Origin of the sequence: Tumidithrix elongata BACA0141, assembly GCF_036349135.1 — a bacterium.
In the GTDB taxonomy this organism is placed as follows: Bacteria; Cyanobacteriota; Cyanobacteriia; order Pseudanabaenales; family Pseudanabaenaceae; genus Tumidithrix; species Tumidithrix elongata.
Window position 1 is genome coordinate 59,159 of sequence record NZ_JAZBJZ010000006.1, and the last position, 19,351, is coordinate 78,509.

23 protein-coding genes are annotated in these 19,351 nt (G+C 44.9%); 14 read left to right on the forward strand and 9 right to left on the reverse strand.

The genetic code is table 11. The features are described from left to right. The first annotated feature begins 7 nt into the window (after positions 1-7). From V2H45_RS02835 to V2H45_RS02850, 4 genes are all read left to right on the forward strand, one after another. The gene (locus tag V2H45_RS02835) at positions 8-529 is read left to right on the forward strand and encodes a hypothetical protein (RefSeq protein WP_330482097.1); all 522 of its coding nucleotides are present in this window, start codon (positions 8-10) and stop codon (positions 527-529) included. A 48-nt stretch (positions 530-577) separates the two neighbouring features. Next, the gene (locus V2H45_RS02840; protein WP_330482098.1) at positions 578-1,072 is read left to right on the forward strand and encodes a hypothetical protein; all 495 of its coding nucleotides are present in this window, start codon (positions 578-580) and stop codon (positions 1,070-1,072) included. A gap of 133 nt (positions 1,073-1,205) precedes the next feature. Beyond that, a complete protein-coding gene (gene sir / locus V2H45_RS02845) occupies positions 1,206-3,140 on the forward strand; it encodes a sulfite reductase, ferredoxin dependent (RefSeq protein ID WP_330482099.1) in 1,935 nt (644 codons plus the stop codon). A 199-nt stretch (positions 3,141-3,339) separates the two neighbouring features. Next, positions 3,340-4,116 carry a DUF1350 family protein gene (locus V2H45_RS02850; protein WP_408648704.1) on the forward strand — a complete coding sequence of 259 codons (777 nt, stop codon included), beginning with the start codon at positions 3,340-3,342 and terminating at the stop codon, positions 4,114-4,116. Between the two features lie 8 nt (positions 4,117-4,124). Here V2H45_RS02850 and V2H45_RS02855 read toward each other — a convergent pair whose 3' ends face one another. Both V2H45_RS02855 and V2H45_RS02860 read right to left on the reverse strand, forming a co-directional pair. After that, positions 4,125-4,613 (reverse strand): T3SS (YopN, CesT) and YbjN peptide-binding chaperone 1, encoded by a 489-nt coding sequence (locus V2H45_RS02855; protein WP_330482101.1) that lies wholly within the window; start codon positions 4,611-4,613, stop codon positions 4,125-4,127. A gap of 106 nt (positions 4,614-4,719) precedes the next feature. After that, positions 4,720-5,130 (reverse strand): DUF3119 family protein, encoded by a 411-nt coding sequence (locus V2H45_RS02860; RefSeq protein WP_330482102.1) that lies wholly within the window; start codon positions 5,128-5,130, stop codon positions 4,720-4,722. Between the two features lie 273 nt (positions 5,131-5,403). Between V2H45_RS02860 and V2H45_RS02865 the strand changes: the two genes are divergently transcribed. After that, positions 5,404-5,634: a hypothetical protein gene (locus V2H45_RS02865; protein ID WP_330482103.1), complete on the forward strand. Its 231-nt coding sequence runs from the start codon at positions 5,404-5,406 to the stop codon at positions 5,632-5,634. Positions 5,635-5,699: 65 nt separating this feature from the next. After that, entirely contained in the window at positions 5,700-6,368 is a 669-nt protein-coding gene (locus V2H45_RS02870) for a HEAT repeat domain-containing protein (RefSeq protein ID WP_330482104.1), read from the forward strand. Between the two features lie 123 nt (positions 6,369-6,491). Here the strand turns inward: V2H45_RS02870 and V2H45_RS02875 are convergent, their stop codons facing one another. The 3 genes from V2H45_RS02875 to V2H45_RS02885 all read right to left on the reverse strand — a co-directional run bounded on the left by V2H45_RS02875 (position 6,492) and on the right by V2H45_RS02885 (position 8,197). After that, a complete protein-coding gene (locus tag V2H45_RS02875; protein ID WP_330482105.1) occupies positions 6,492-7,106 on the reverse strand; it encodes a hypothetical protein in 615 nt (204 codons plus the stop codon). A gap of 118 nt (positions 7,107-7,224) precedes the next feature. Further along, positions 7,225-7,452, reverse strand: coding sequence for a DUF6737 family protein (locus V2H45_RS02880; RefSeq protein ID WP_330482106.1), 228 nt, complete (start codon positions 7,450-7,452; stop codon positions 7,225-7,227). Between the two features lie 169 nt (positions 7,453-7,621). Beyond that, positions 7,622-8,197 (reverse strand): chemotaxis protein CheW, encoded by a 576-nt coding sequence (locus V2H45_RS02885; RefSeq protein WP_330482107.1) that lies wholly within the window; start codon positions 8,195-8,197, stop codon positions 7,622-7,624. 367 nt (positions 8,198-8,564) lie between these two features. Between V2H45_RS02885 and V2H45_RS02890 the strand changes: the two genes are divergently transcribed. Then, positions 8,565-8,885: a slr1957 family protein gene (locus V2H45_RS02890; protein WP_330482108.1), complete on the forward strand. Its 321-nt coding sequence runs from the start codon at positions 8,565-8,567 to the stop codon at positions 8,883-8,885. A gap of 6 nt (positions 8,886-8,891) precedes the next feature. On the opposite strand, the gene V2H45_RS02895 is transcribed toward V2H45_RS02890, so the two are convergent. Next, the gene (locus V2H45_RS02895; protein ID WP_330482109.1) at positions 8,892-9,968 is read right to left on the reverse strand and encodes a bifunctional riboflavin kinase/FAD synthetase; all 1,077 of its coding nucleotides are present in this window, start codon (positions 9,966-9,968) and stop codon (positions 8,892-8,894) included. Between the two features lie 201 nt (positions 9,969-10,169). Between V2H45_RS02895 and V2H45_RS02900 the strand changes: the two genes are divergently transcribed. Both V2H45_RS02900 and V2H45_RS02905 read left to right on the forward strand, forming a co-directional pair. Next, positions 10,170-11,261 carry a pentapeptide repeat-containing protein gene (locus V2H45_RS02900; protein WP_330482110.1) on the forward strand — a complete coding sequence of 364 codons (1,092 nt, stop codon included), beginning with the start codon at positions 10,170-10,172 and terminating at the stop codon, positions 11,259-11,261. Between the two features lie 126 nt (positions 11,262-11,387). Then, on the forward strand, positions 11,388-13,430 hold the full coding sequence (locus V2H45_RS02905; RefSeq protein ID WP_330482111.1) for a S9 family peptidase: 2,043 nt from the start codon (positions 11,388-11,390) through the stop codon (positions 13,428-13,430). A 103-nt stretch (positions 13,431-13,533) separates the two neighbouring features. Here V2H45_RS02905 and V2H45_RS02910 read toward each other — a convergent pair whose 3' ends face one another. After that, positions 13,534-13,929 carry a hypothetical protein gene (locus V2H45_RS02910; protein ID WP_330482112.1) on the reverse strand — a complete coding sequence of 132 codons (396 nt, stop codon included), beginning with the start codon at positions 13,927-13,929 and terminating at the stop codon, positions 13,534-13,536. 502 nt (positions 13,930-14,431) lie between these two features. On the opposite strand from V2H45_RS02910, the gene V2H45_RS02915 reads away from it, so the two are divergent. After that, entirely contained in the window at positions 14,432-14,851 is a 420-nt protein-coding gene (locus tag V2H45_RS02915; RefSeq protein ID WP_330482113.1) for a hypothetical protein, read from the forward strand. A gap of 93 nt (positions 14,852-14,944) precedes the next feature. Here V2H45_RS02915 and V2H45_RS02920 read toward each other — a convergent pair whose 3' ends face one another. Then, positions 14,945-16,081, reverse strand: coding sequence for a quinone-dependent dihydroorotate dehydrogenase (locus V2H45_RS02920; RefSeq protein ID WP_330482114.1), 1,137 nt, complete (start codon positions 16,079-16,081; stop codon positions 14,945-14,947). Positions 16,082-16,155: 74 nt separating this feature from the next. Here V2H45_RS02920 and V2H45_RS02925 point away from each other — a divergent pair, with 74 nt between their 5' ends. Both V2H45_RS02925 and V2H45_RS02930 read left to right on the forward strand, forming a co-directional pair. Next, positions 16,156-16,407 carry a gas vesicle protein GvpG gene (locus tag V2H45_RS02925; RefSeq protein ID WP_330482115.1) on the forward strand — a complete coding sequence of 84 codons (252 nt, stop codon included), beginning with the start codon at positions 16,156-16,158 and terminating at the stop codon, positions 16,405-16,407. Between the two features lie 97 nt (positions 16,408-16,504). Continuing rightward, on the forward strand, positions 16,505-17,236 hold the full coding sequence (locus V2H45_RS02930) for a pentapeptide repeat-containing protein (RefSeq protein WP_330482116.1): 732 nt from the start codon (positions 16,505-16,507) through the stop codon (positions 17,234-17,236). A gap of 53 nt (positions 17,237-17,289) precedes the next feature. On the opposite strand, the gene V2H45_RS02935 is transcribed toward V2H45_RS02930, so the two are convergent. Beyond that, a complete protein-coding gene (locus V2H45_RS02935; RefSeq protein WP_330482117.1) occupies positions 17,290-17,787 on the reverse strand; it encodes a single-stranded DNA-binding protein in 498 nt (165 codons plus the stop codon). A gap of 246 nt (positions 17,788-18,033) precedes the next feature. On the opposite strand from V2H45_RS02935, the gene V2H45_RS02940 reads away from it, so the two are divergent. Next, positions 18,034-18,678 (forward strand): hypothetical protein, encoded by a 645-nt coding sequence (locus V2H45_RS02940; RefSeq protein ID WP_330482118.1) that lies wholly within the window; start codon positions 18,034-18,036, stop codon positions 18,676-18,678. 9 nt (positions 18,679-18,687) lie between these two features. Then, entirely contained in the window at positions 18,688-19,302 is a 615-nt protein-coding gene (locus tag V2H45_RS02945; protein WP_330482119.1) for a peroxiredoxin, read from the forward strand. The last annotated feature ends 49 nt before the right edge of the window (positions 19,303-19,351 follow it).

The window sequence follows — 19,351 nt, forward strand, 5'->3', positions numbered from 1 at the left end:
TAAAATCATGATTCCTGCCATAGCCCTGGTACTTGCTTTTTCCCTCACGCCTACTACGATCGAATCAGCTTCAACGGTAGCAAAGCACATTCCGTCGCCTACTATGGTCGCTGTTGCAGACAACATTAATGCGCTTAATAAATCATCCGAAAAGCTTACCCCTCAATCTCTAGCGGGCGAATATACCCTTGTTATCACAAATGCCACACAAGAAGAAATGAAAAAAGCTGGCATCAAAGAATTTACAGGTAAGATCGTTCTTAAAGCTGACAGTACTTTTGAAGGGCAGCTCATGATTTCTGGCGCATCTCCAGACGGGACTGGAATTAGGCGGAGCGAAATCAAAGTCAAAGGTATGTTTGAAGTAAAAGGAAATGTGGCACTATTAACAGTCAAATCATCAATGACCGATGGCAAAGAAGACAAGGTGACTTCAAGTGTCGATAAATACACAATTTCTACTGATGGTAAAGAGTTAAAACCTGAAGGTCAAGCAGGAATTTCTTTTATCAGAAAAGATCTTAAATAAAAGAAGGGTAGCCTTACGAATAACCCTAAACTTCACACCTTTAAAATCATGATCCCAGTTGTATCTTTACTTCTAGCTTTCTCAGTTACACCATCCACGATCGCATCTGTTACAACTTCGGCAGTAAGCATGCCGAAGACAATTGAAACACTGGATAGAGTATCTGATAAATTTACGGCGCGATCGCTGGCAGGTGAATATACGTTGGCTACTATTCCTCAGGGGTTCACTACATTCGATGATGGGACTCCTGTAAATTTTAAATTTAGCCTTTGGTTAAATAGCGATCGGACATTTGAGTCGGAAATAATATTCATCAGCGCCGATCCCGAGCGATCGCGGCGATCGCCAGTCCGACTTAAAGCAAAAGGTGAGTTTTATCTAGATGGCAACTCCTTGCAACTTCTCCCCAAAGAAGCTTTTGCGATCGGCGATCGGAATAGAGAAAATATTTCGGCACAAGAGATTGAGTTTGTAATTTCACCGAACGGACAAGTATTACAACAAGTTGATAGGAAAGGAATTTTCTTGGTCAAAAAGTAGTCGGCGATTGCGATCGGGATGAATAATGCCGTAATTTGTTCGTTTTTTTAGTTTCTTTAAAATTTCCACGAAATCCCTGTGGGCTTATCGGACTATAATAGGCAAGGCAAATTATATGTTTTACGGCTGAGCCATGACCAACACTGTGAAAGTATCAAAGGTAGAGATACTAAAACAAAAGAGTAATTTCTTGCGGGGACCCATTGACGCAGAACTGACTGACGGCAATAGTTTCTTCAGTCAAGATGGAACCCAGATTCTTAAGTTTCATGGTTCATATCAGCAAAAAGAACGCGATCTCGACCGAGCTAAAGCCAAAGGTGAAGAGCCAAACTACAGCATGATGTTGCGGACGCGCAGTCCTGGCGGCTTTATTCCTTGGCAACTCTATATTACCCTCGACCAACTTTCTGAAAAGTACGGCAACCAAACATTACGGGCAACTACCCGTCAAGGTTTTCAAATTCACGGCATTCTCAAACAAAATCTCAAAACAGTCATCGCCGATATCGTCCACAGCATGGGATCGACCGTTGGCGCATGTGGCGATATCAATCGCAATGTTATGGCTCCACCCGCACCGTTTAAACACAAGCCCGAATATGTGTTTGCGCGCGAGTATGCCGTCAAAATTGCCGATCTGCTCGCTCCTCAAGCTGGAGCCTATTATGATGTGTGGCTAGACGGCGAAAAAGCCCTAACTTCTGAAGATCCTGAAGTGACAGAAGCCAGAAACCGTGCGGGTAAAGGCAAAGTCAATACGAATATTGAAAACAATCCCGAACCGATCTACGGCACGCAGTACATGCCGCGCAAATTTAAAATTGCGATCGCTGTGCCCGGTGACAACTCCGTCGATCTATTCACAAACGATCTATCCCTAGTTGTCATTACCAACGAGCAACAGGAGTTAGAAGGGTTTAATCTCTATGTCGGTGGTGGTTTGGGTCGCAGTCATAACAACGATGCCACGATCGTGCGGCTAGCTGACAGCCTCGGCTTTGTCCCCCTTGCCGAAATCTATGATGTGATCAAAGCTGTCGTAGCCCTAGAAAGGGACTATGGCGATCGCCACAACCGTCGTCATGCTCGGATTAAATATCTATTGAATGATTGGGGTGTGGAAAAATTCACCCAGATTTTGCAAGACTATTACCCCACGCCCTTGCAACCCGCAAAACCTCTGCCTGAGTTTGAGTATAAAGACTATCTCGGCTGGCACGAACAGGGCGATGGCAAGTATTTTGTTGGTATTTCCATTGAGAACGGTCGCATTTTAGATCGAGAAGGCTTAAAACTAAAAACTGCCCTGCGAGAAATCACCGAGCATTTCCACTTGCCGATGTATCTCACCCCCAATCACAACCTACTGTTGTGCGAAGTTGAACCAGACTTAAAAGCAAAAATCCAATCGATCCTTGACCAGTATGGAATTCTTTCGCCTGAGGCGATCGATCCGCTCACTCGCTACTCGATGGCTTGTCCAGCTTTCCCCACCTGTGGTTTGGCAATTACAGAGTCCGAGCGAATCTTGCCCAGCGTCATCGAACGCATTCGTGCCTTGCTAGAGAAATTAGACTTAGGCGATCAGAAGTTCGTAACCCGCATGACAGGTTGCCCGAATGGTTGCGCTCGTCCTTATATGGCAGAGTTGGGCCTAGTCGGCAGTGCTGATAAGGAATATCAAGTTTGGCTAGGTGGAAGTTTTAACTCGACGCGTCTGGCTCAACCCTACGTGCAGCGCCTGCATATTGACAAACTAGAATCTGGTTTGGAGCCTCTGTTTGTCTACTTTAAACGCGATCGCCTAGAAGGTGAAGGCTTTGGTGATTTTTGCGATCGCAAGGGCATCGCCGACTTACAAGCATTCTCCGCTAGCTATGTGCCCGAAATCTCTGAGTCTGACGAAAAGCCAAAATCAAAATCCTCAAAACCCAAAGATCAGCGTCATCGCGTCAATCTCTCGACCAATATCTACGAACAGTTGCAACAAGCTTCTGCCAGTCGCGGCAAGTCGATGAAAGAGATTGTAGAAGCAGCGATCGCACTGTACTTGCAGCAAGAATAAGGATCTACAGCAAGCATAGGAAATAAATTCCTATGCTTTTGCATCCATATTACGAATTGATGACAAAAGAATTTGGGGCTGAAGTAACGCTGATAACGTTGTCCAGCCTCTTTTCCTATGAAAACACCAATGATAACCAACCTCTATGCAAAGCTACGTTAGCTAGAATAGAGCAATCATGATTCAGTCGCATAAGTCTATGGAATGGAGACAAATTGAGCAGAGTTGGGTAATTGCACCCCCAGCACCTAAAGCAGTCATTCACTTTTTGGGTGGGGCTTTTTTTGCAGCGGCTCCTCATGTCAGCTACGGGCGCGTGCTCGAAAAGTTAGCAAATACTGGCTATGTGATCGTTGCCACACCATTCACAAATAGTACGTTCGACCATCGCCAAATTGCCATGGATGCCCATCGTTCCTTTAGAAAGGTAAAGAGTAAATTATTCCTCGATTACTTTCCTGTGTTTGGCGTTGGTCATAGTATGGGCTGCAAAATCCATTTGCTAATCGATAGTCTGCTCAACCCAGAGCGAGCGGGAAATATCTTTATTTCCTACAACAACTACAGCGCCAATCAATCGATTCCCTTTTTTAAACAACTGACGGGTACAATTCCAGAAATCTCTGGCATGGAATTTGAACCTTCGCCCGAAGCTACCAAGCAGTTGGTCGATCGCAACTATAAAACCGAACGGAACCTATTAGTTCGATTTTTTGATGACGATATCGATGAAATCCTCTCTTTGGCACAGCAATTAGAACAAAAGTTCCCAACTACAGTTAAGGTGCAAACCCTACCCGGCAACCATCTCACCTCTATGGGGGTAAATGTCAACTGGCAAACGGGTTCTAGTTTCACACCTCTAGATGCGATCGGGCAATGGCTAAAACAAGAGGTACATAAAGATAATCACACCCTAGAACAGGTCATGATTCGATGGCTGTCAAATTGTCTAGAGCCGCTTCGCCTTAATTAAAATTTGCCTCAATTAAAGCTTGAATTTCTATGAATTCCATTTAACGAACCCGAATATTCCAGTCGATCTAGGGCTCTCTTTCCACCCCATTTCTCGACGATCGCATCATCGTACTCATCGGCAATTTCTAAGACAGCCTTGACAGAGGATTCTAGCTCTTTGCGATCGCAGGTAGAACCTACGATGGAATGCTCAAACACAATATCCCCATTGGGGTCAATCCCAAAACCACCAAAGATCATGCTGGCATTCTCATCCAATAAAAAACGCATCAGATCGGGTTTAATCTCTGCGCCTGTCACCACATAGGAACGGGTGTTAATCACAGCATCATCTTCATTCCAAGGGAAAACTAAGACCTCCACCAACGCCGAACCCATAAAGATGCCTAAACCCGGTACATCCTGTCTGGCACAAGGGAACTTGCCAAAAATTTCTCGCATCCAAACCGCAATCTTGTGATAGCAAGCTTCTTGAGCGGGTGTTTGAAATTGCATGGGCTTCTCCTTATTCCCTATATGGATGGTTACTTACTTAAAATACTGAGGAGTTGAACAATGAACAATGGTTGCGTCTTTGGGGACAGATAGAGAGAGGATTGAGTCAAGACTTTTCTTTTTGCGATTGAGGGGGAATATGTCTTTCTAGACAAGCTTCTAAGGTCTTGGCATCAAAGAGAATGGGGAGAAAATGAATACTTTTAACCTCTTTGAAATAAAACAAAATCGGTAGGCCTGACCAGAAAATTTGCCATGCTTGCCATTCTTGATAAGGAAACCGACGGATTTGGGTTTCAGAGCGATAGATATCTAAATCAGTAGCTGTAAATACTAAACGCAGGGTTGCCGCTTGATACATTAAAAACAAGCCAAATAGGGAAAAAGCAACTGCCACCCAAATTTGTACAAACAACAAGGGTAGGGCGATTAGCACAAATGCAATGGGTAAACCAAAGCTAGGGCTAAGCTGGGTAACTAGATCGGGTGAATCTGAAGTTGTATTTGCAGCAGTCATCGTATTGTTCCAAAGTATTGTTTTGGTAACCTATTCAGTATGTGAGGCTGAAATCTAAGCTGAGCCTATCTCTTGAGGCTTATTTTCACGATTCTAGATTTTGCCAAATCGAAGAAAGTGATACCATAACTGTATCATTATGTTACTTACTGCGCATTTATGTGTTCTACGAACACTTTATAGATAGCGAGGGTGCGGTAGCATAACGATTAGGCTTAATAAAATAGTCACCTATCAACTAGTCAGCATATCTTAAGAGCGCAGGGAATCTTTATGAGCATATCAATAGGCGGAACTGGTGCGGCTCGTCAATTTCAAGGGTTAAGCACGGATTCAGCGACATGGCAAAACTTGAAACAAGTGATTGCTAGTAGCTCAGGGTTTGACAAGTGGCAGCGATCGCGTGAAACCTCTGTCGAATCAGCCGAACGGAGCAACGACACCTACCTAGACGAATTGGTAGCCAGCTATTTGCGAGAAACACTAGAAACGCTAGCCTACTAAAATCGGTCAAACTACGCTTTAATGTATTAAAAGCTACACTTAATTATTTTAGCGGATTTTGACGAATGAGCGAAATCTTAGATGGTTTCAAAGAGAGACTAAACTCAGATGACTTGGGTGTGAGGATGAAAGCCCTGAGTGATAGTCGTAGTTTAGGCGTATCTGACCGCTTTGTCTTAGCAGCGATCGCTAGCGGAGATCGTAACGCGCGCGTGCGTTATGATGCCGTCAGCCAACTGTCTACGATCGGCAATCAAGACTTAGAAAAATCATTGGCGATTTTAAGCGATCGCCTTTTGACCGATCCTGAAAATGATGTGCGGGCTGCGGCAGCAGACTCGATTGGGGCATTAAAGCTCACTGCTGCCTTTGACTCTTTAAAGCACGCTTACGAAACGACGAACGACTGGATGATGCAGTTCAGTGTAGTAGCAGCCCTGGGTGAACTTGGCGATCCCAAGGGACTTGAGCTTTTAACGACTGCCCTGCACAACCCGAACGATTTGGTTAAAATTGCGGCGATCGGTGCGCTAGGTGACTTAGGCGATCCAGCAGCGATCGACTTGCTCCTACCTTTTGTGGAAAATACAGACTGGCAGATGCGTCATCGTGTGGCTCAATCTTTGGGGCAATTAGGTGGCGATCGCGCTAAAGCGGCACTAGAGAAACTAGCTCAGGATCCCGCCGAACAAGTTGCAGATTCGGCAAAGCTAACCTTGGCGGCTATGCAGTGAAGGCGCAATGAAGGTGCGTGGCAGCTTTAAAAAAGGAAGATCCGCCTTTTGTAAGGGGGATCGAACCTTTTGATTCCAACCAGTTGACTTGCTTTACTTCGGCATCTTTAACCCGAACGAGCGTTAAGAAACGCTGGGAAATGGGAAGTTGAGAATTCGATAAATTGACCAACCATCAACGGTCAATAGCATCGTCGTAAACACCAACAAAATGATGTACATCCAAGGCTGAGCCAAAGGACGGATATCTGTGGTGTCAATGCCCGTTTTAATTTCTACCAATTTGACTAGTTTGGTAAAACCACCTACGCGCATCGGTAACAGGTAGCTTTCGCCAGACTTACTCACAAAATAATAAACCAAGCCCCCTTGTCCCGTCGTGCGTGGCTTTAAGGCTTTTACCTTTGCCCAAGGCAACGACCAGCCCTTGCGAATAAAGGGGGGAACCCAAATCGGATAGCCAACACGAATGCCCTCTTCGTCCAGATCGACGCGATCGCTGACGGCTCCATACACCACCAAAAATCCCAACGCCAGCCCCACACCTAGCCACTCGACCGATATGGGCGCATGGGCTGCCTGTGCCAAGAAAGTTAGCGGCAAGGTCAAGGCAATGTACAACAACAAAAGGGTGATCCGAATTAATGCCGAGATATGAAACCTTGTGGGGGTAAAGGCGATCGCAGATTCAGACGAAGCGGACTCTTTAGCAGTTGTTGGTTGTTGATTAGCAGACATAGTTACAAGTCTTTACGTTATCGTTTACTGTACGTCATGGATGGTTAATCTTGGCGAGTTTTGGCTTTTCCAGTTTTGACAGATCGAACCCACCTAATTTTTGAGGAAGCCGCGATCGCTACAAATTCTCTAATTCACCATTAGCTAACGCCTCCAAATATAGACGGGGATAAAGCCCGACAAAGAATCCCATCCAAGCCACAATTGGTAAGGCCACCAGCACCGTTATCCAGATTATTTTAAACAAGAGCCAACTACCTGAAATAATGGCACAGCCAGTTAGAACAATTGACCAAGGCTGACACCACCAAGGCTTGTGATTCCAAACACTTTCTGTCTTTTCCATAGATTGCTAATTTCTTAAATCGATTACTCAATTTCTAATCCACTATCAATCCTTTCATAGAGATCGAGCAATGTGCTGTAGTAATCCTAAATTGTTTGTGAGGTTCGGGTTAACGCATCATCCAATGCACCTCAATTCCTTACGGCTATATCTGGTCTGGAAGTTGCTACTAGGAATGTAGGATTCCCGATCGCGCGATCGCTTCTGCCTTCAATACATAAATTACCCTTGGCGATCGCATTTGGTCTTCTTGATGCAGCGTCATACTGCCTTTAGAATAGGATTTTAAGGTGGTAGGACAGGACTGCGTAGAAGTGCTCACCAGATTGACTGAGACTTTAATCATGCCTTTAATTTTGGGGACAGCCACCGCTAACAAAAGATTCTCTACATTCAGAATCATGACTTCATACTGTTTGACCTCAGCACTTAAGTGCGGGAGACCAAGCATCATAGCAAGATCGATTGTCCAATAAACGCGACCGCGACGACTCATCAACCCCAAGACCGTGGAAGGCATATTCGGTACTGGGACTACGTTTTGAGCTTTGATCGACAAAACTTCCTGTACGATCTCTGTTTCCAAAGCCGCAAAAATATGGCTATCAAGTTGAAACTCAATAAATTGTAGTTGTTCGGCTCTAACTTCAGACGCTAGCTCAGGTTGAGATGATGCCTTTGCTTCACTGACAATCCCGCCATTACTAACCATGCGATCGCCCTCCCATTCCAAGTAATTTTGCAAGTAATTTTTGATTCAATGCTCTGAGTTAATGCGCTGAGTTAATTACAGGACTTACATGACTATAGCTACATAAATACTCGTTTCTTGAAGGGTTGTAAACCGCACGATCGCTGGTTTTTACTGATTAAGCGATCGGAAATTACGTTTACCCTGAGCGCAATTCAAGTTTATGTAACAGGTATTTAGTGAAGTTAAGTAACTTTTTGGGCAATTACCGTAAATTTTATTATCTACCTCTTCAGGAATACTTTAAGTCCTGCTAGGCTAACAAAACAACAAATTTTATTTTGGTTTCACCCCTTTTTTTAAATTCCTCAAAAATATCCCACCAAACTTAAAGCTATCAAGAATTTAAACAAGGAAAAACATGAAACACTTTTGCGATGAATGGATTCACGAATGGTGCCATACAAATGGTTGGACAGATCTATTTATCGAGCGCCACACCAATTATTGGGCTTTTCCTCCCGGAGCAGTCATGCCTGAGCCTATCCCCTCCTCAACGCTTAGGTTGATTAAAGTAGAAAAAGGTTTAAGCAAAGAAGAAAGAATTTGGTCTATTGCTGCCGTAATGGTTAGTATCAGCGCATTTCTATTGAGCTTTATGATGAAAAATCCGATGCCAGCCACCTTAGCCTTTGCTTTTGTGGCAGTTACGGTTGGGCAGATGGAAATTGAAGATTTTTGAAGATTTCTAATAAGCCGTGGAGAAAGGAATCTTACTATTCCTGATACTTAGCGCTACATCACAATCAGCATTGATTTGTGCCTTCAACTCATCTAAGGAGGTGAACTTCTTTTCAGGTCGTACAAATTTGAGTAAATGTACAGTTAAGTCGCAGCCATAGAGATCGCCACTCCAGTTGAGCAGGTGAACTTCGATCGTGCGTAGGCGATCGCCTGAAACTGTAGGGCGAACCCCAATATTCATCACACCAAGTACTGGCTGAGGAGGAGTTTGTATTTGCATGGAAGGTTCGGTTCCAGCAGGAATTCCATCCACATACACAGCATAAACGCCATCTCTCGGCAACAACTTTTGCGGATGGAGTTGTAAGTTTGCCGTAGGAAACCCCAACTGGCGACCGAGTTGATTGCCTTCTACAACCGTTCCCGTCAGACAATAAGGCCGCCCAAGCAGGGAGTTTGCCAATTCCAGTTCCCCCTGTGCTAAAGCTGTACGAATATTAGAACTGCTAATGCGAATGGGGGTAGTGTGATTCTTCTCAGGATGCGTTCCGTCAAGATGATTCCCCTCCAGCGAGATCGTTTGTTCGGGTACGACATGCAAATGATTGCCCCAGACATCTAACAAATCTGCGATGCTACCCTGGCGTTTGTAACCAAAGCGGAAATTAAATCCAACACTAATTTTCTGAACATTGAGCCGCTCAATTAAAATTTTTTGCATAAATTCTTGAGCGGTCAGTTTTGCCAACGCTGCGTCAAAGGGTAATAAAACCAGTTGCTCCACCCCTAAAGCTTTAAGCTGCTCGACTTTTTCAGCGATTGGGGTTAAAAGGAGGCGGGGAGTGCTGCTAAAAAACTCTTGAGGATGTGGACTAAACGTAACAACCGTACTGATGAGGGCTTGCTCAAACAGATCGGGAGCTACTTGTAAGTCCAATGGAAATTTTGGATATAAATTGGCACGAGAGCTCGGTAAAACTGGCTCGATCACATGCTGATGCCCTAGATGTACGCCATCAAAGTTGCCAAGAGCGATCGCTGTTGGCTGGGAAATTTCACTGAGGTCAGAAACAATTATCACGCTTTACATTTTGACACAATTCTTTTGTCATACAGAGGGCTTACGTAAAACTATCTTTTTTCCTAAAATGAATATAGTAAAACGTTGAATCGGGATAAATCCAAGATAAGTTGTTAATAGGGGTTTGACTTTTACCCCTAGTCTGCTCGTGCTGAATAACTAAATAAACTTAGGGTGGGAAGTAGGAGATAGTTTGTTATTATGGCAGACCTTAAACAAGTCAGGCAAATCAAGGGTGGTGCCACAGTTTGGAGTACTTGGCGGGAAAAGAACCCTACGGCAGCGATCGATTTAAGTAAAACGGACTTGAGCGACGCAAAGTTAAAAGGAGTCGATCTCAGTGATGCCAATCTTAGTAATGCAAATTTCAGTCGTGCCGATTTAAGCGATGCCAATCTGTCTAGAGCTAACTTAAGCAATGCTAACCTAAGCCAAGCAAACCTCACTGGTGCCGATCTCAGTGGCTCGAATCTCACAAACACGATATTCAATCGTGCGATCGTGCAGGATGCCATATTTTGCGGAACGAGTTTCGTGTCAGCCCAATTCATTGGCGTGGTATTGAAATCAGCTAATTTAAGCCAAGTTGACTTCAGAAATTGCAACCTCAGTAATGAAAATTTTCAAAATACTAATCTTAGTGGCTCTAACTTTCAAGGAGTTAATTTTGCTGGTGCCGATCTGAGTGGAGCAAATCTCTCGCAGGCAAATTTAATCGGGGCACAAATGTTTCGTGTCAACCTTAGGGGGGCACTTTTAACTCGCGCCAATTTAAGTAATGCCCTATTGTCAAAGGCAAACTTGAGCCTTGCCGGCTGCGTTATGGCAAACTTTAGCGAAGCCCTTATTGACGAAGCGATTCTCAGTAAAGCGAATTTGGGTGGCGTTATTTTAAGTGGGGCAAATCTTAGCAGCACCGATCTGAGCGATGCCTATATGAGTGATGCCTTTCTGAGTGTTGCCAATCTCTCTAAAGCCAACCTCAATGGTGCAAATCTTAGTAATGCTTATTTATGCAAGGCAAATTTAAATAGAGCAACGCTGGTGCGCAGCAATCTCAGTCATGCTTCCTTTTTAGATGCGGATTTAAGCATGGCAGTTTTGACCCAAGCTAATCTCTCTAAAGCACAGCTAGTAGGAACCTATGCTGGCAGCGCCGATTTTAGTATGGCAAATTTAGAAGGCGCAAACTTAAATAAAGCAAACCTAACCACAGCAAATCTCAATGGGGCGGTTTTAACAATGACAAACTTAACCGACACGATTATGCCTGACGGCACGATGCATCTTTAAAAGCAATCACTTTTACCGTCTTTTTCCCCAAATCTTGGCAAGTCTACAGCGATTTATTAACTTTTATTAATTTTTTGGCAAGACTTTCATTTACACTGATTCTAGATTCTGAAGATTTAGATAAGCATGACAACACCGCAATCAAATGTGACATCCTATGGCTCTTGGAAATCGCCAATCACTTCAGATTTAATCGTGGCAGGCACGGTTGGCTTGGGGCAGCTAGCCTTTGATGGCAAAGATCTTTACTGGTTAGAAGCACGTCCTTCTGAGGGAGGGAGAAATGTCATCGTGCGCTATACCTCTGATGGCAATATTTCAGATGTCACTCCAGCCCCATTTAACGTGCGTGCCCGCGTTCATGAATATGGGGGTGGTTCGTTTTGGGTTCACAATAGCAGCGTTTACTTCATCAATTTTAGCGATCAGCGCATCTATCAGCAGGTTGTTGGCGATCGCATTCCCACCCCCTTAACCCCCTTGACCGCTTTTCGTTATGCGGATGGCATTTACGATCGCTTTAGAGGACGTTTGATCTGCGTCCAAGAGGATCACACCGCTGGTGGAGAACCCGTTAACACGCTTGTCAGTATTAACCTAACCAATTGGGATGATGTGCAGGTATTGGCTTCAGGGGCAGATTTTTATGCTTCACCGCGCCTGAGTGCTGATGGCAAGCAATTGGCATGGCTGAGTTGGAATCATCCCAATATGCCTTGGGATGGCACTGAACTGTGGGTGGCTGAAATTATCCCAACTGAGGATCGGAAGGCAACTGGCGCGCATCATAACTCACTTCAGAATGCACTGAATCATAGTTCGTCAAACAATTATTCACAAAATAATCTACGCGAACATTCCTTTACAAGCACACCTAAATTAGTGGCAGGTGGTGTAGAGGAGTCTATTTTTCAACCAGAGTGGTCACCAGATGGAACCCTGTGCTTTGTCAGCGATCGCACGGGATGGTGGAATCTCTATCGCTGGTCTAAAGAGGGAACGATTGAACCTCTATGCCCTATGGAAGCAGAGTTTGGCTTACCGCAGTGGGTGTTTGGGATGTCTACCTATGCGTTTGTCAGTGCCGAGCGGTTGATTTGCTCTTATACCCAGAAGGGTAGATGGTATCTGGCAACACTCGATCTCTCCAGCAAATCGCTCCAGCCCCTTGATACCCCCTATACACAAATCTCTGGTCTGCAAGCGACCAAAGAAAAAGTGGCATTTCTTGCAGGTTCGCCGACACAAGCGACAGCGATCGTACAAATCAATCTGAGTACGGGGAAATCACAAATATTGCGCTGTTCTTCCGATCTAGCCATTTCGGCAAGTTATATTTCTATTCCCGAAGCCGTGGAATTTCCTACGGAGAATGGTCTGACTGCCTATGGATTCTTTTATCCACCCCAAAATCCTGACTATCAAGCTCCTGATGGCGAGAAACCGCCCTTGATCGTCAAAAGTCATGGCGGCCCAACCGCCTCAACCTCAGATACGCTCAGTTTAAAGATTCAGTACTGGACGAGTAGAGGGTTTGCTGTGCTCGATGTCAATTATGGCGGTAGCACGGGCTATGGTAGACCCTATCGCCAACGCCTGAAGTTTAACTGGGGAGTGGTGGATGTTGATGACTGTGCCAATGGAGCTAAGTACCTCGCAGAGCGCGGGCTTGTAGATTGGAATCGACTGGCGATCGCTGGGGGTAGTGCGGGTGGCTACACAACTCTATGTGCTCTCACCTTTCGAGATGTATTTAAGGCTGGGGCAAGTTACTATGGCGTCAGCGATTTAGAAGCTTTGGCAACTGATACCCATAAGTTTGAGTCTCGCTATCTGGATAGCTTAATTGGTGCATATCCCGAATTTCAGGATTTGTACAGGCAGCGATCGCCGATTCATTTTACCGATCGCCTGTCCTGTCCTGTGATTTTCTTTCAAGGGCTAGAAGATCGGGTCGTACCACCCAATCAAGCTGAGATGATGGTAGATGCGCTCAAAGCCAAGGGCTTACCTGTTGCCTATGTTCCATTTGAAGGGGAACAGCATGGTTTTCGGAAGGCAGAGAACATTAAGCGTACCCTTGATGGCGAACTATACTTTTATGCAAAGGTATTTGGCTTTCCCTTAGGCGAATCTGTCGAACCTGTGGAGATTGAAAATCTATTTTAGCCGTAAGCTAATACCATTTCTTAATCAGGGTCTTAATCAGAAGTGTCAGGCACTTCTGATTAAGACCGCACTAGATGTGAAGTTCAATTGAACTTGGTGTTAGTTATGATGTTGGACCTTCACCTTTCCCAGTCACTTTTTCAAAAGCATCCTCGGCTTTTTCCTTTAAATCGCCTAAAGCATCCCCTGTCTTATCAACTGCATCTTTCGCGATCGCACCGACATCCGTATTGAGAACATCAGAGACCTTTTTGATATTTTCTTCGCCAACGACATCTTCAACTTTTTCCTTTAAATCGCCTAAAGCATCCCCTGTCTTATCAACTGCGTCTTTTGCGATCGCTCCGACATCTGTATTAAGAACATCAGAGACCTTCTTGAAATTCTCTTCACCAACGACATCTTCGACTTTATCTTTGAGACCTTCGGCAAATTCTCCAGCTTTTTGCTGTAGTCCGCTTACAAATCCGCCAAGTCCTTCTTTCTTCTCTTCGCTCATGATAGAACTCCTTTGATGTAAATATATCAACAGCTATTAAGCTGAGGTTAGTTTACCTCCGATAGAGATGTTCGATTCTAAAGATTTTTTAAAGATTTTTTTATAAGTATTGCAGATCACATCTGACTAGGAAAGCATTCCAACCGATCGTGGGAGCAATCAAACTGTCATGCTTAAGGAGCATTCCTTTAAATATTTATCTGTCATTAGCAAAATAGAATTCCCTGACTCCATTCGTAGAGATAACGTCAGTTCGGGATAAGAGAACCTGAAACACCATACATCCCAAGGATCCCCGTCCCCCTTTACAAAAGGGAGAGAAAAAGATATTTCGAGACTTCCCCCTACCAAAGGGAAGTTGCTTTGCGAAAGCGTGCGAGGGGAAATTAAAGGGAGTAAGTTTAGAAGACAAGCTTTGTTTTCGGTTTCTTTCCAGTTTCCTCCCAGCCTCTAGCAATTCGGTTACAATTGATTACAAAAGTAAACATTTTTCAGAGATCTTATGGACTCTATTGACTTAGGTAAGCTATTGCAAAAGGGCTTTTACGTGACTTTAGGCGCAACCGCCAGTCTGCTTGAAGTTTTACAAGATCCCCGCAAACAAGAGCAAAGTTTTAGCGCTTTGCGTCGAGACTTTGACAGCTTGACGCAAGAATTAGCCGAAAAGGGGGTTGTTACCGAATCTGAAGCTCGCAGTTTGGTTGACAGCTTTATTGCGCGACAAATCAAAACCGATGGTGGTTCTAAAACAACAGAAGCAGATACCCCTTCTACGGTGACTGTGAATACAACGGCAACAGATGTGGTTGAGCCGATCGCTGAGCCCAAGATTTCATCAAATGTTCAAACCGATCTCAAAGATTTAACGCAGCAGATTGCTGACCTCAGAGCAGAATTAGAAAGCCTCCGTCAGAAAGGTTAAAAGGTATGTGGGGAATCGGTATGGGGTATTGGCTTGTCTAGCCCCAGACAAAATACTAATAACCAATGACCGATCGCCGAAAATGCCTAACAGCTAATTGCTCTTAGCTTTATGGTCTAAACCAACTGCTTGAGAAATCTGCTCAAGCCCTTCAGCCTCAAGCTTTTGTACTAAACCACTGAGAATTTCGCGCACGACCAAAGGCCCCTGATAGATCCAACTCGTATAGATCTGCAAGAGAGATGCCCCAGCAACAATCTTTTGCCAAGCATCCTCTGCAGTAAAGATTCCACCCACCCCCACAATCGGCATCTTGCCTTCTGTAGCTTGCCAAACTAGGCGGATTACTTCTGTCGATCTCTGCTGTAACGGCTTTCCACTGATCCCCCCTGCTTCGTCCGCGATCGCTGTGCCCGTAATGGGGGTAATGCTTGTTTTGAGGCCTTGACGGCTAATCGTGGTGTTTGTGGCGACGATCCCAGCCACTTGATTGGACTGGCAGACAGCCGCGATCGCGTGAATATCGGCATCGTTCAGATCGGGCGCAATCTTGACAAGAATGGGTAAGGCGCGATCGTTCTCTGCCTGAAGTGCTGCAAGAATGCTACCTAATTGGTCTGCTGCTTGTAAATCTCTCAGCCCAACGGTGTTTGGGGAACTCACATTCACCACAAAATAATCGCCAAACTGTTTTAGCAATCTGAAGCTCTGAAGATAATCGTCCTTTGCATCTTGTAAAGCCGTAATTTTTGATTTGCCGAGGTTAATGCCTAAGGGTACAGTTGTTTTTGTGAGGGAATCTTGGCGATCGAAATATTCCGCTAAATAGGCAGCAGTAGCTGTCGCTCCACGATTGTTAAACCCCATGCGATTGAGGATAGCCAGATCGGCAGGCAGGCGAAATAGACGCGGTTTGGGGTTACCCGTTTGAGCGTGGGCTGTAATCGTTCCCACCTCAGCAAAGCCAAAACCAAAGCTAGCCCAAGCCCCCACACCCACTGCATCTTTATCAAAGCCTGCGCCCAAACCAAGGGGGTTAGGAAATTGAATGCCCCAGAGACTTTGTTGCAAGCAAGGATGTTGATAATGACAAAAGGCTCGAACTGTAGTTTGCAAAGGGGCAAATTCGCTGACCTTTTGACAAGCTGCGATCGCTAAATGATGGGCCATTTCAGGATCGAGGGCAAACAACCAGGGACGCAACCCATATTGATAGACTTGACTCAACATAGAAACTAAAGTAACAGTAACCACAACTCTAGGATAAGGTTGTACAAGCTCAAGCAAATATATGGAATTTCCCTATGGTATGGCAGCTACTCACTTGGCCGCTTGATAGCCTGATTTGGATTGCTGAACAAATCGACGAACGTGCTTCAGCCGAATTAGATCGAACGGAAAATCTACAAAAGAAACTTACGACACTTCAGCTTCGCTTCGATCTAGGCGAAATTAGTGAAGCAGATTTTGTCGAACAAGAGCAAGAAATTTTAGAAGCCCTAGAAACGGAATGGCAAGAAGCTAAAAAGAAAGAGCAAGAACAGGAAACGGAGTAATACCATTTACCAAAACCTGTATTTAGCTCAGATCTCAAATCCCGATCTGACCTAATTTCAAAATGAGATTTGTAGAAATCGCAAATAAGCTAAAGCTATGGAAGTAAACGAACTGATCCAAAAATACAAGGAAGGACGACGAGATTTTACAGGGGTTAACCTCAGTAAAGCCGACCTCAATGGAGCCGATCTTAGCCATGCCGATTTAAGTGGTATTAACTTGAGCGAAGCCAGTCTGTACGGAGCCGACCTTCGCAAAGCCAAATTAAATGGAGCCGATCTCAACGGTACAAAGCTCTATCGAGCTACTCTAATCGGAGCAAATTTGAGTGGTGCCGATTTGGGACAAGCCGATCTCAGCGAGGCAAATTTAACTGAAGCCAAGCTCTATGGGGTAAATCTCTATAAAGCCATTTTAAATAAGGCAAAACTAGCAAGGGCAAAGTTAAATGGCGCTAACTTGGGAAATACGAAGTTAGTGAAAGCCGATCTTAGCGATGCGATTTTGTCTGAGGCAAGGTTATTCGGAGCAAACCTGACCGACGCAATTTTGCATCGTGCTGATTTAAGTCGCTCTTCCTTAAATGGGGCTAATTTAACGAGAGCAAATCTCAGTGAAGTCGATCTTAGCTATGCATACCTGTATGGCGCTAGCTTTAGCGAAGCAGATCTAAGCGAGGCAAACCTTACGGGGGCAAACCTCAATGGAGCCGATCTTTCTAAAGCCAATTTGTTCAAAGCCAACCTGACCAAAGCCAAGCTTGCTGATGTCACTATGCTCGGAACCATCACCGAGGAAGCCAATTTAACAGGTGTGATTTGGTCTTAAGTGATTATGAGGTAGTTTCGACTTCGCTTAACCACCTCATAATCAAGGTTTAGTTAGAAAGGAATGTCATCGTACTGGGCTTCGTTATCAATGGGGGGAGCCGCGATCGGCACAGATGCCGATGGGGCGGCTTTACTCGCAGCTTTGCTTGGGGGTTTGCTGCCAGTACTACTCGGCTGAGCGGTAGCTTGACCACTAGAACTACTAAAGCTACTGGCTGTACTGCTAGCCACACCTGCACTGAGATTGACACTGCCTAAATTGTGAATGCGTTGAGCAGTTAGTTCTGTACGTTTTTCTTTATAAGTGCCTTTGTCAAAGCTTTCAATGCGCAAGCGACCCTCGATCACGACGCGATCGCCTTTGTGATATTGCTCCATGATATTGTCGGCGAGATTATTCCAGCCCACGACCTTGAGGCGATAGGGACTTTCATCAGCTCGCGAGCCATCAAACTGGACTAAAAACGATGCGATCGCATTTTGATTGTCTGGTGTACGTCGCAGTTCAGGCTCGGTCACGATTTCAGCCATCAACGTAAAGGTATTCATGCCTCTAGACCCAATCTATAAAGACTACAGCTAAGCATGATAACATCCTGCTTAGCTGTAGCAGATCGGGAATTTTCACCCTTGGTTTACTATTTTTTGTCATCTGTTTCGCATTTGGCGATCAGATCTGGTCAGATGGGGCTACACTATCATCAAAAATACAGCTCAGGATTGGTGATGCAAATCAAGACTTTTCGTTTACACTTTGGCAATAATGGATTAGTAGCATAGTCAAAGGTGCTTACCATGAATGCACTAATCATGAGTATATTGGTTCTCGACGTAGGGATTCAGGCTGTGATTATCAACAATATATTTCGGGCGTATCAACGCAACAAGCAAAACGATGAGATTGAGGAAGAAGAAAATCTCACGCGTTATGAGTCCTATTCGCCTAGCGAACAGCAAAAAGGCTGGGAATTTAAAATTTTGCGAACCAATACGGGGGGCTTTCGCAATCGTAAAACGCTCAGGCAAGTTTGCATAGAGGAAGCGAGATCGGGCTGGATTTTGCTAGAAAAGTTAGACGATCAGCGGTTGCGTTTTCGTCGTCCGCTCGCTGCTAGAGAGCGAGATCATCTGTCAAAGCTCGATCCTTACCGTACCTATTATGGTATCCCTGCGATCGTCGAGACCTTGGTAACGGTCGGTGTGTTGTTGGCGATCATGGGTGGCACTGCCTATTGGGGATTTAATAAAATGCAAGGTTTCTTTTCTAACCTGCAAACCAAATCGGTTCAGTCGGCTCCTACGCCTTTGCCTTCCAAGGAACCACAGATGCCCAATGCAAAACCTAAGCCCTCCTCTACGCTACCAGCTAATCCTAAGCCTGTGAGTGAGATTGCCCCAAGACCCTCTACAGCTCCATCGCCAACACAATCGCCTAACTAATGATTCACTATGCCTAGCGATCGCATATTTGCTCTAAGTTCTTACAAATTTCTCGTGAAGTTTTGTCTAGGGTTCTTGATTTGCTTGAGTCTCACAGTTGTGTTTGCGCTTGGAAGTGCAGCGATCGCACAAGCTCCAGCCTATGCTTTGGGTGGTAAACAGCCCACTCTTAACCAGCCAGCCCCTGCATTTACCTTGCCGACCAATACGGGGTCAGGCAAAATCTCGCTATCTGACTTCAAAGGGAAGTGGGTGGTGATCTATTTTTATCCCAAGGACTTCACCACGGGCTGTACCTTGGAAGCAAGAAGGTTTCAACAGGACTCAACCCAATATTCGATCAAAAACACCCAGATTTTAGGCATCAGTGTGGATTCCGTCGATTCCCATGCGGAGTTTTGCGATTCCGAGGGATTGCAATTTCCACTCCTCGCAGATACCGATGGTTCGGTCAGCAAATCCTACGGCTCGTGGATGGGCTTTATGTCTTCTCGCCACACCTTTATTGTCGATCCTGATGGAGTTTTACGCGATCGCTTCCTTGACGTAAACCCTACAATCCATAGCCATGAGGTGTTATCGCGCTTAGAGGAATTGCAGGCATCCCAGACAATTAAGAGTTAAACAGGTGGGAGTAACTCGGATACAGATAAGTTGAATGAGGAAAACGCCA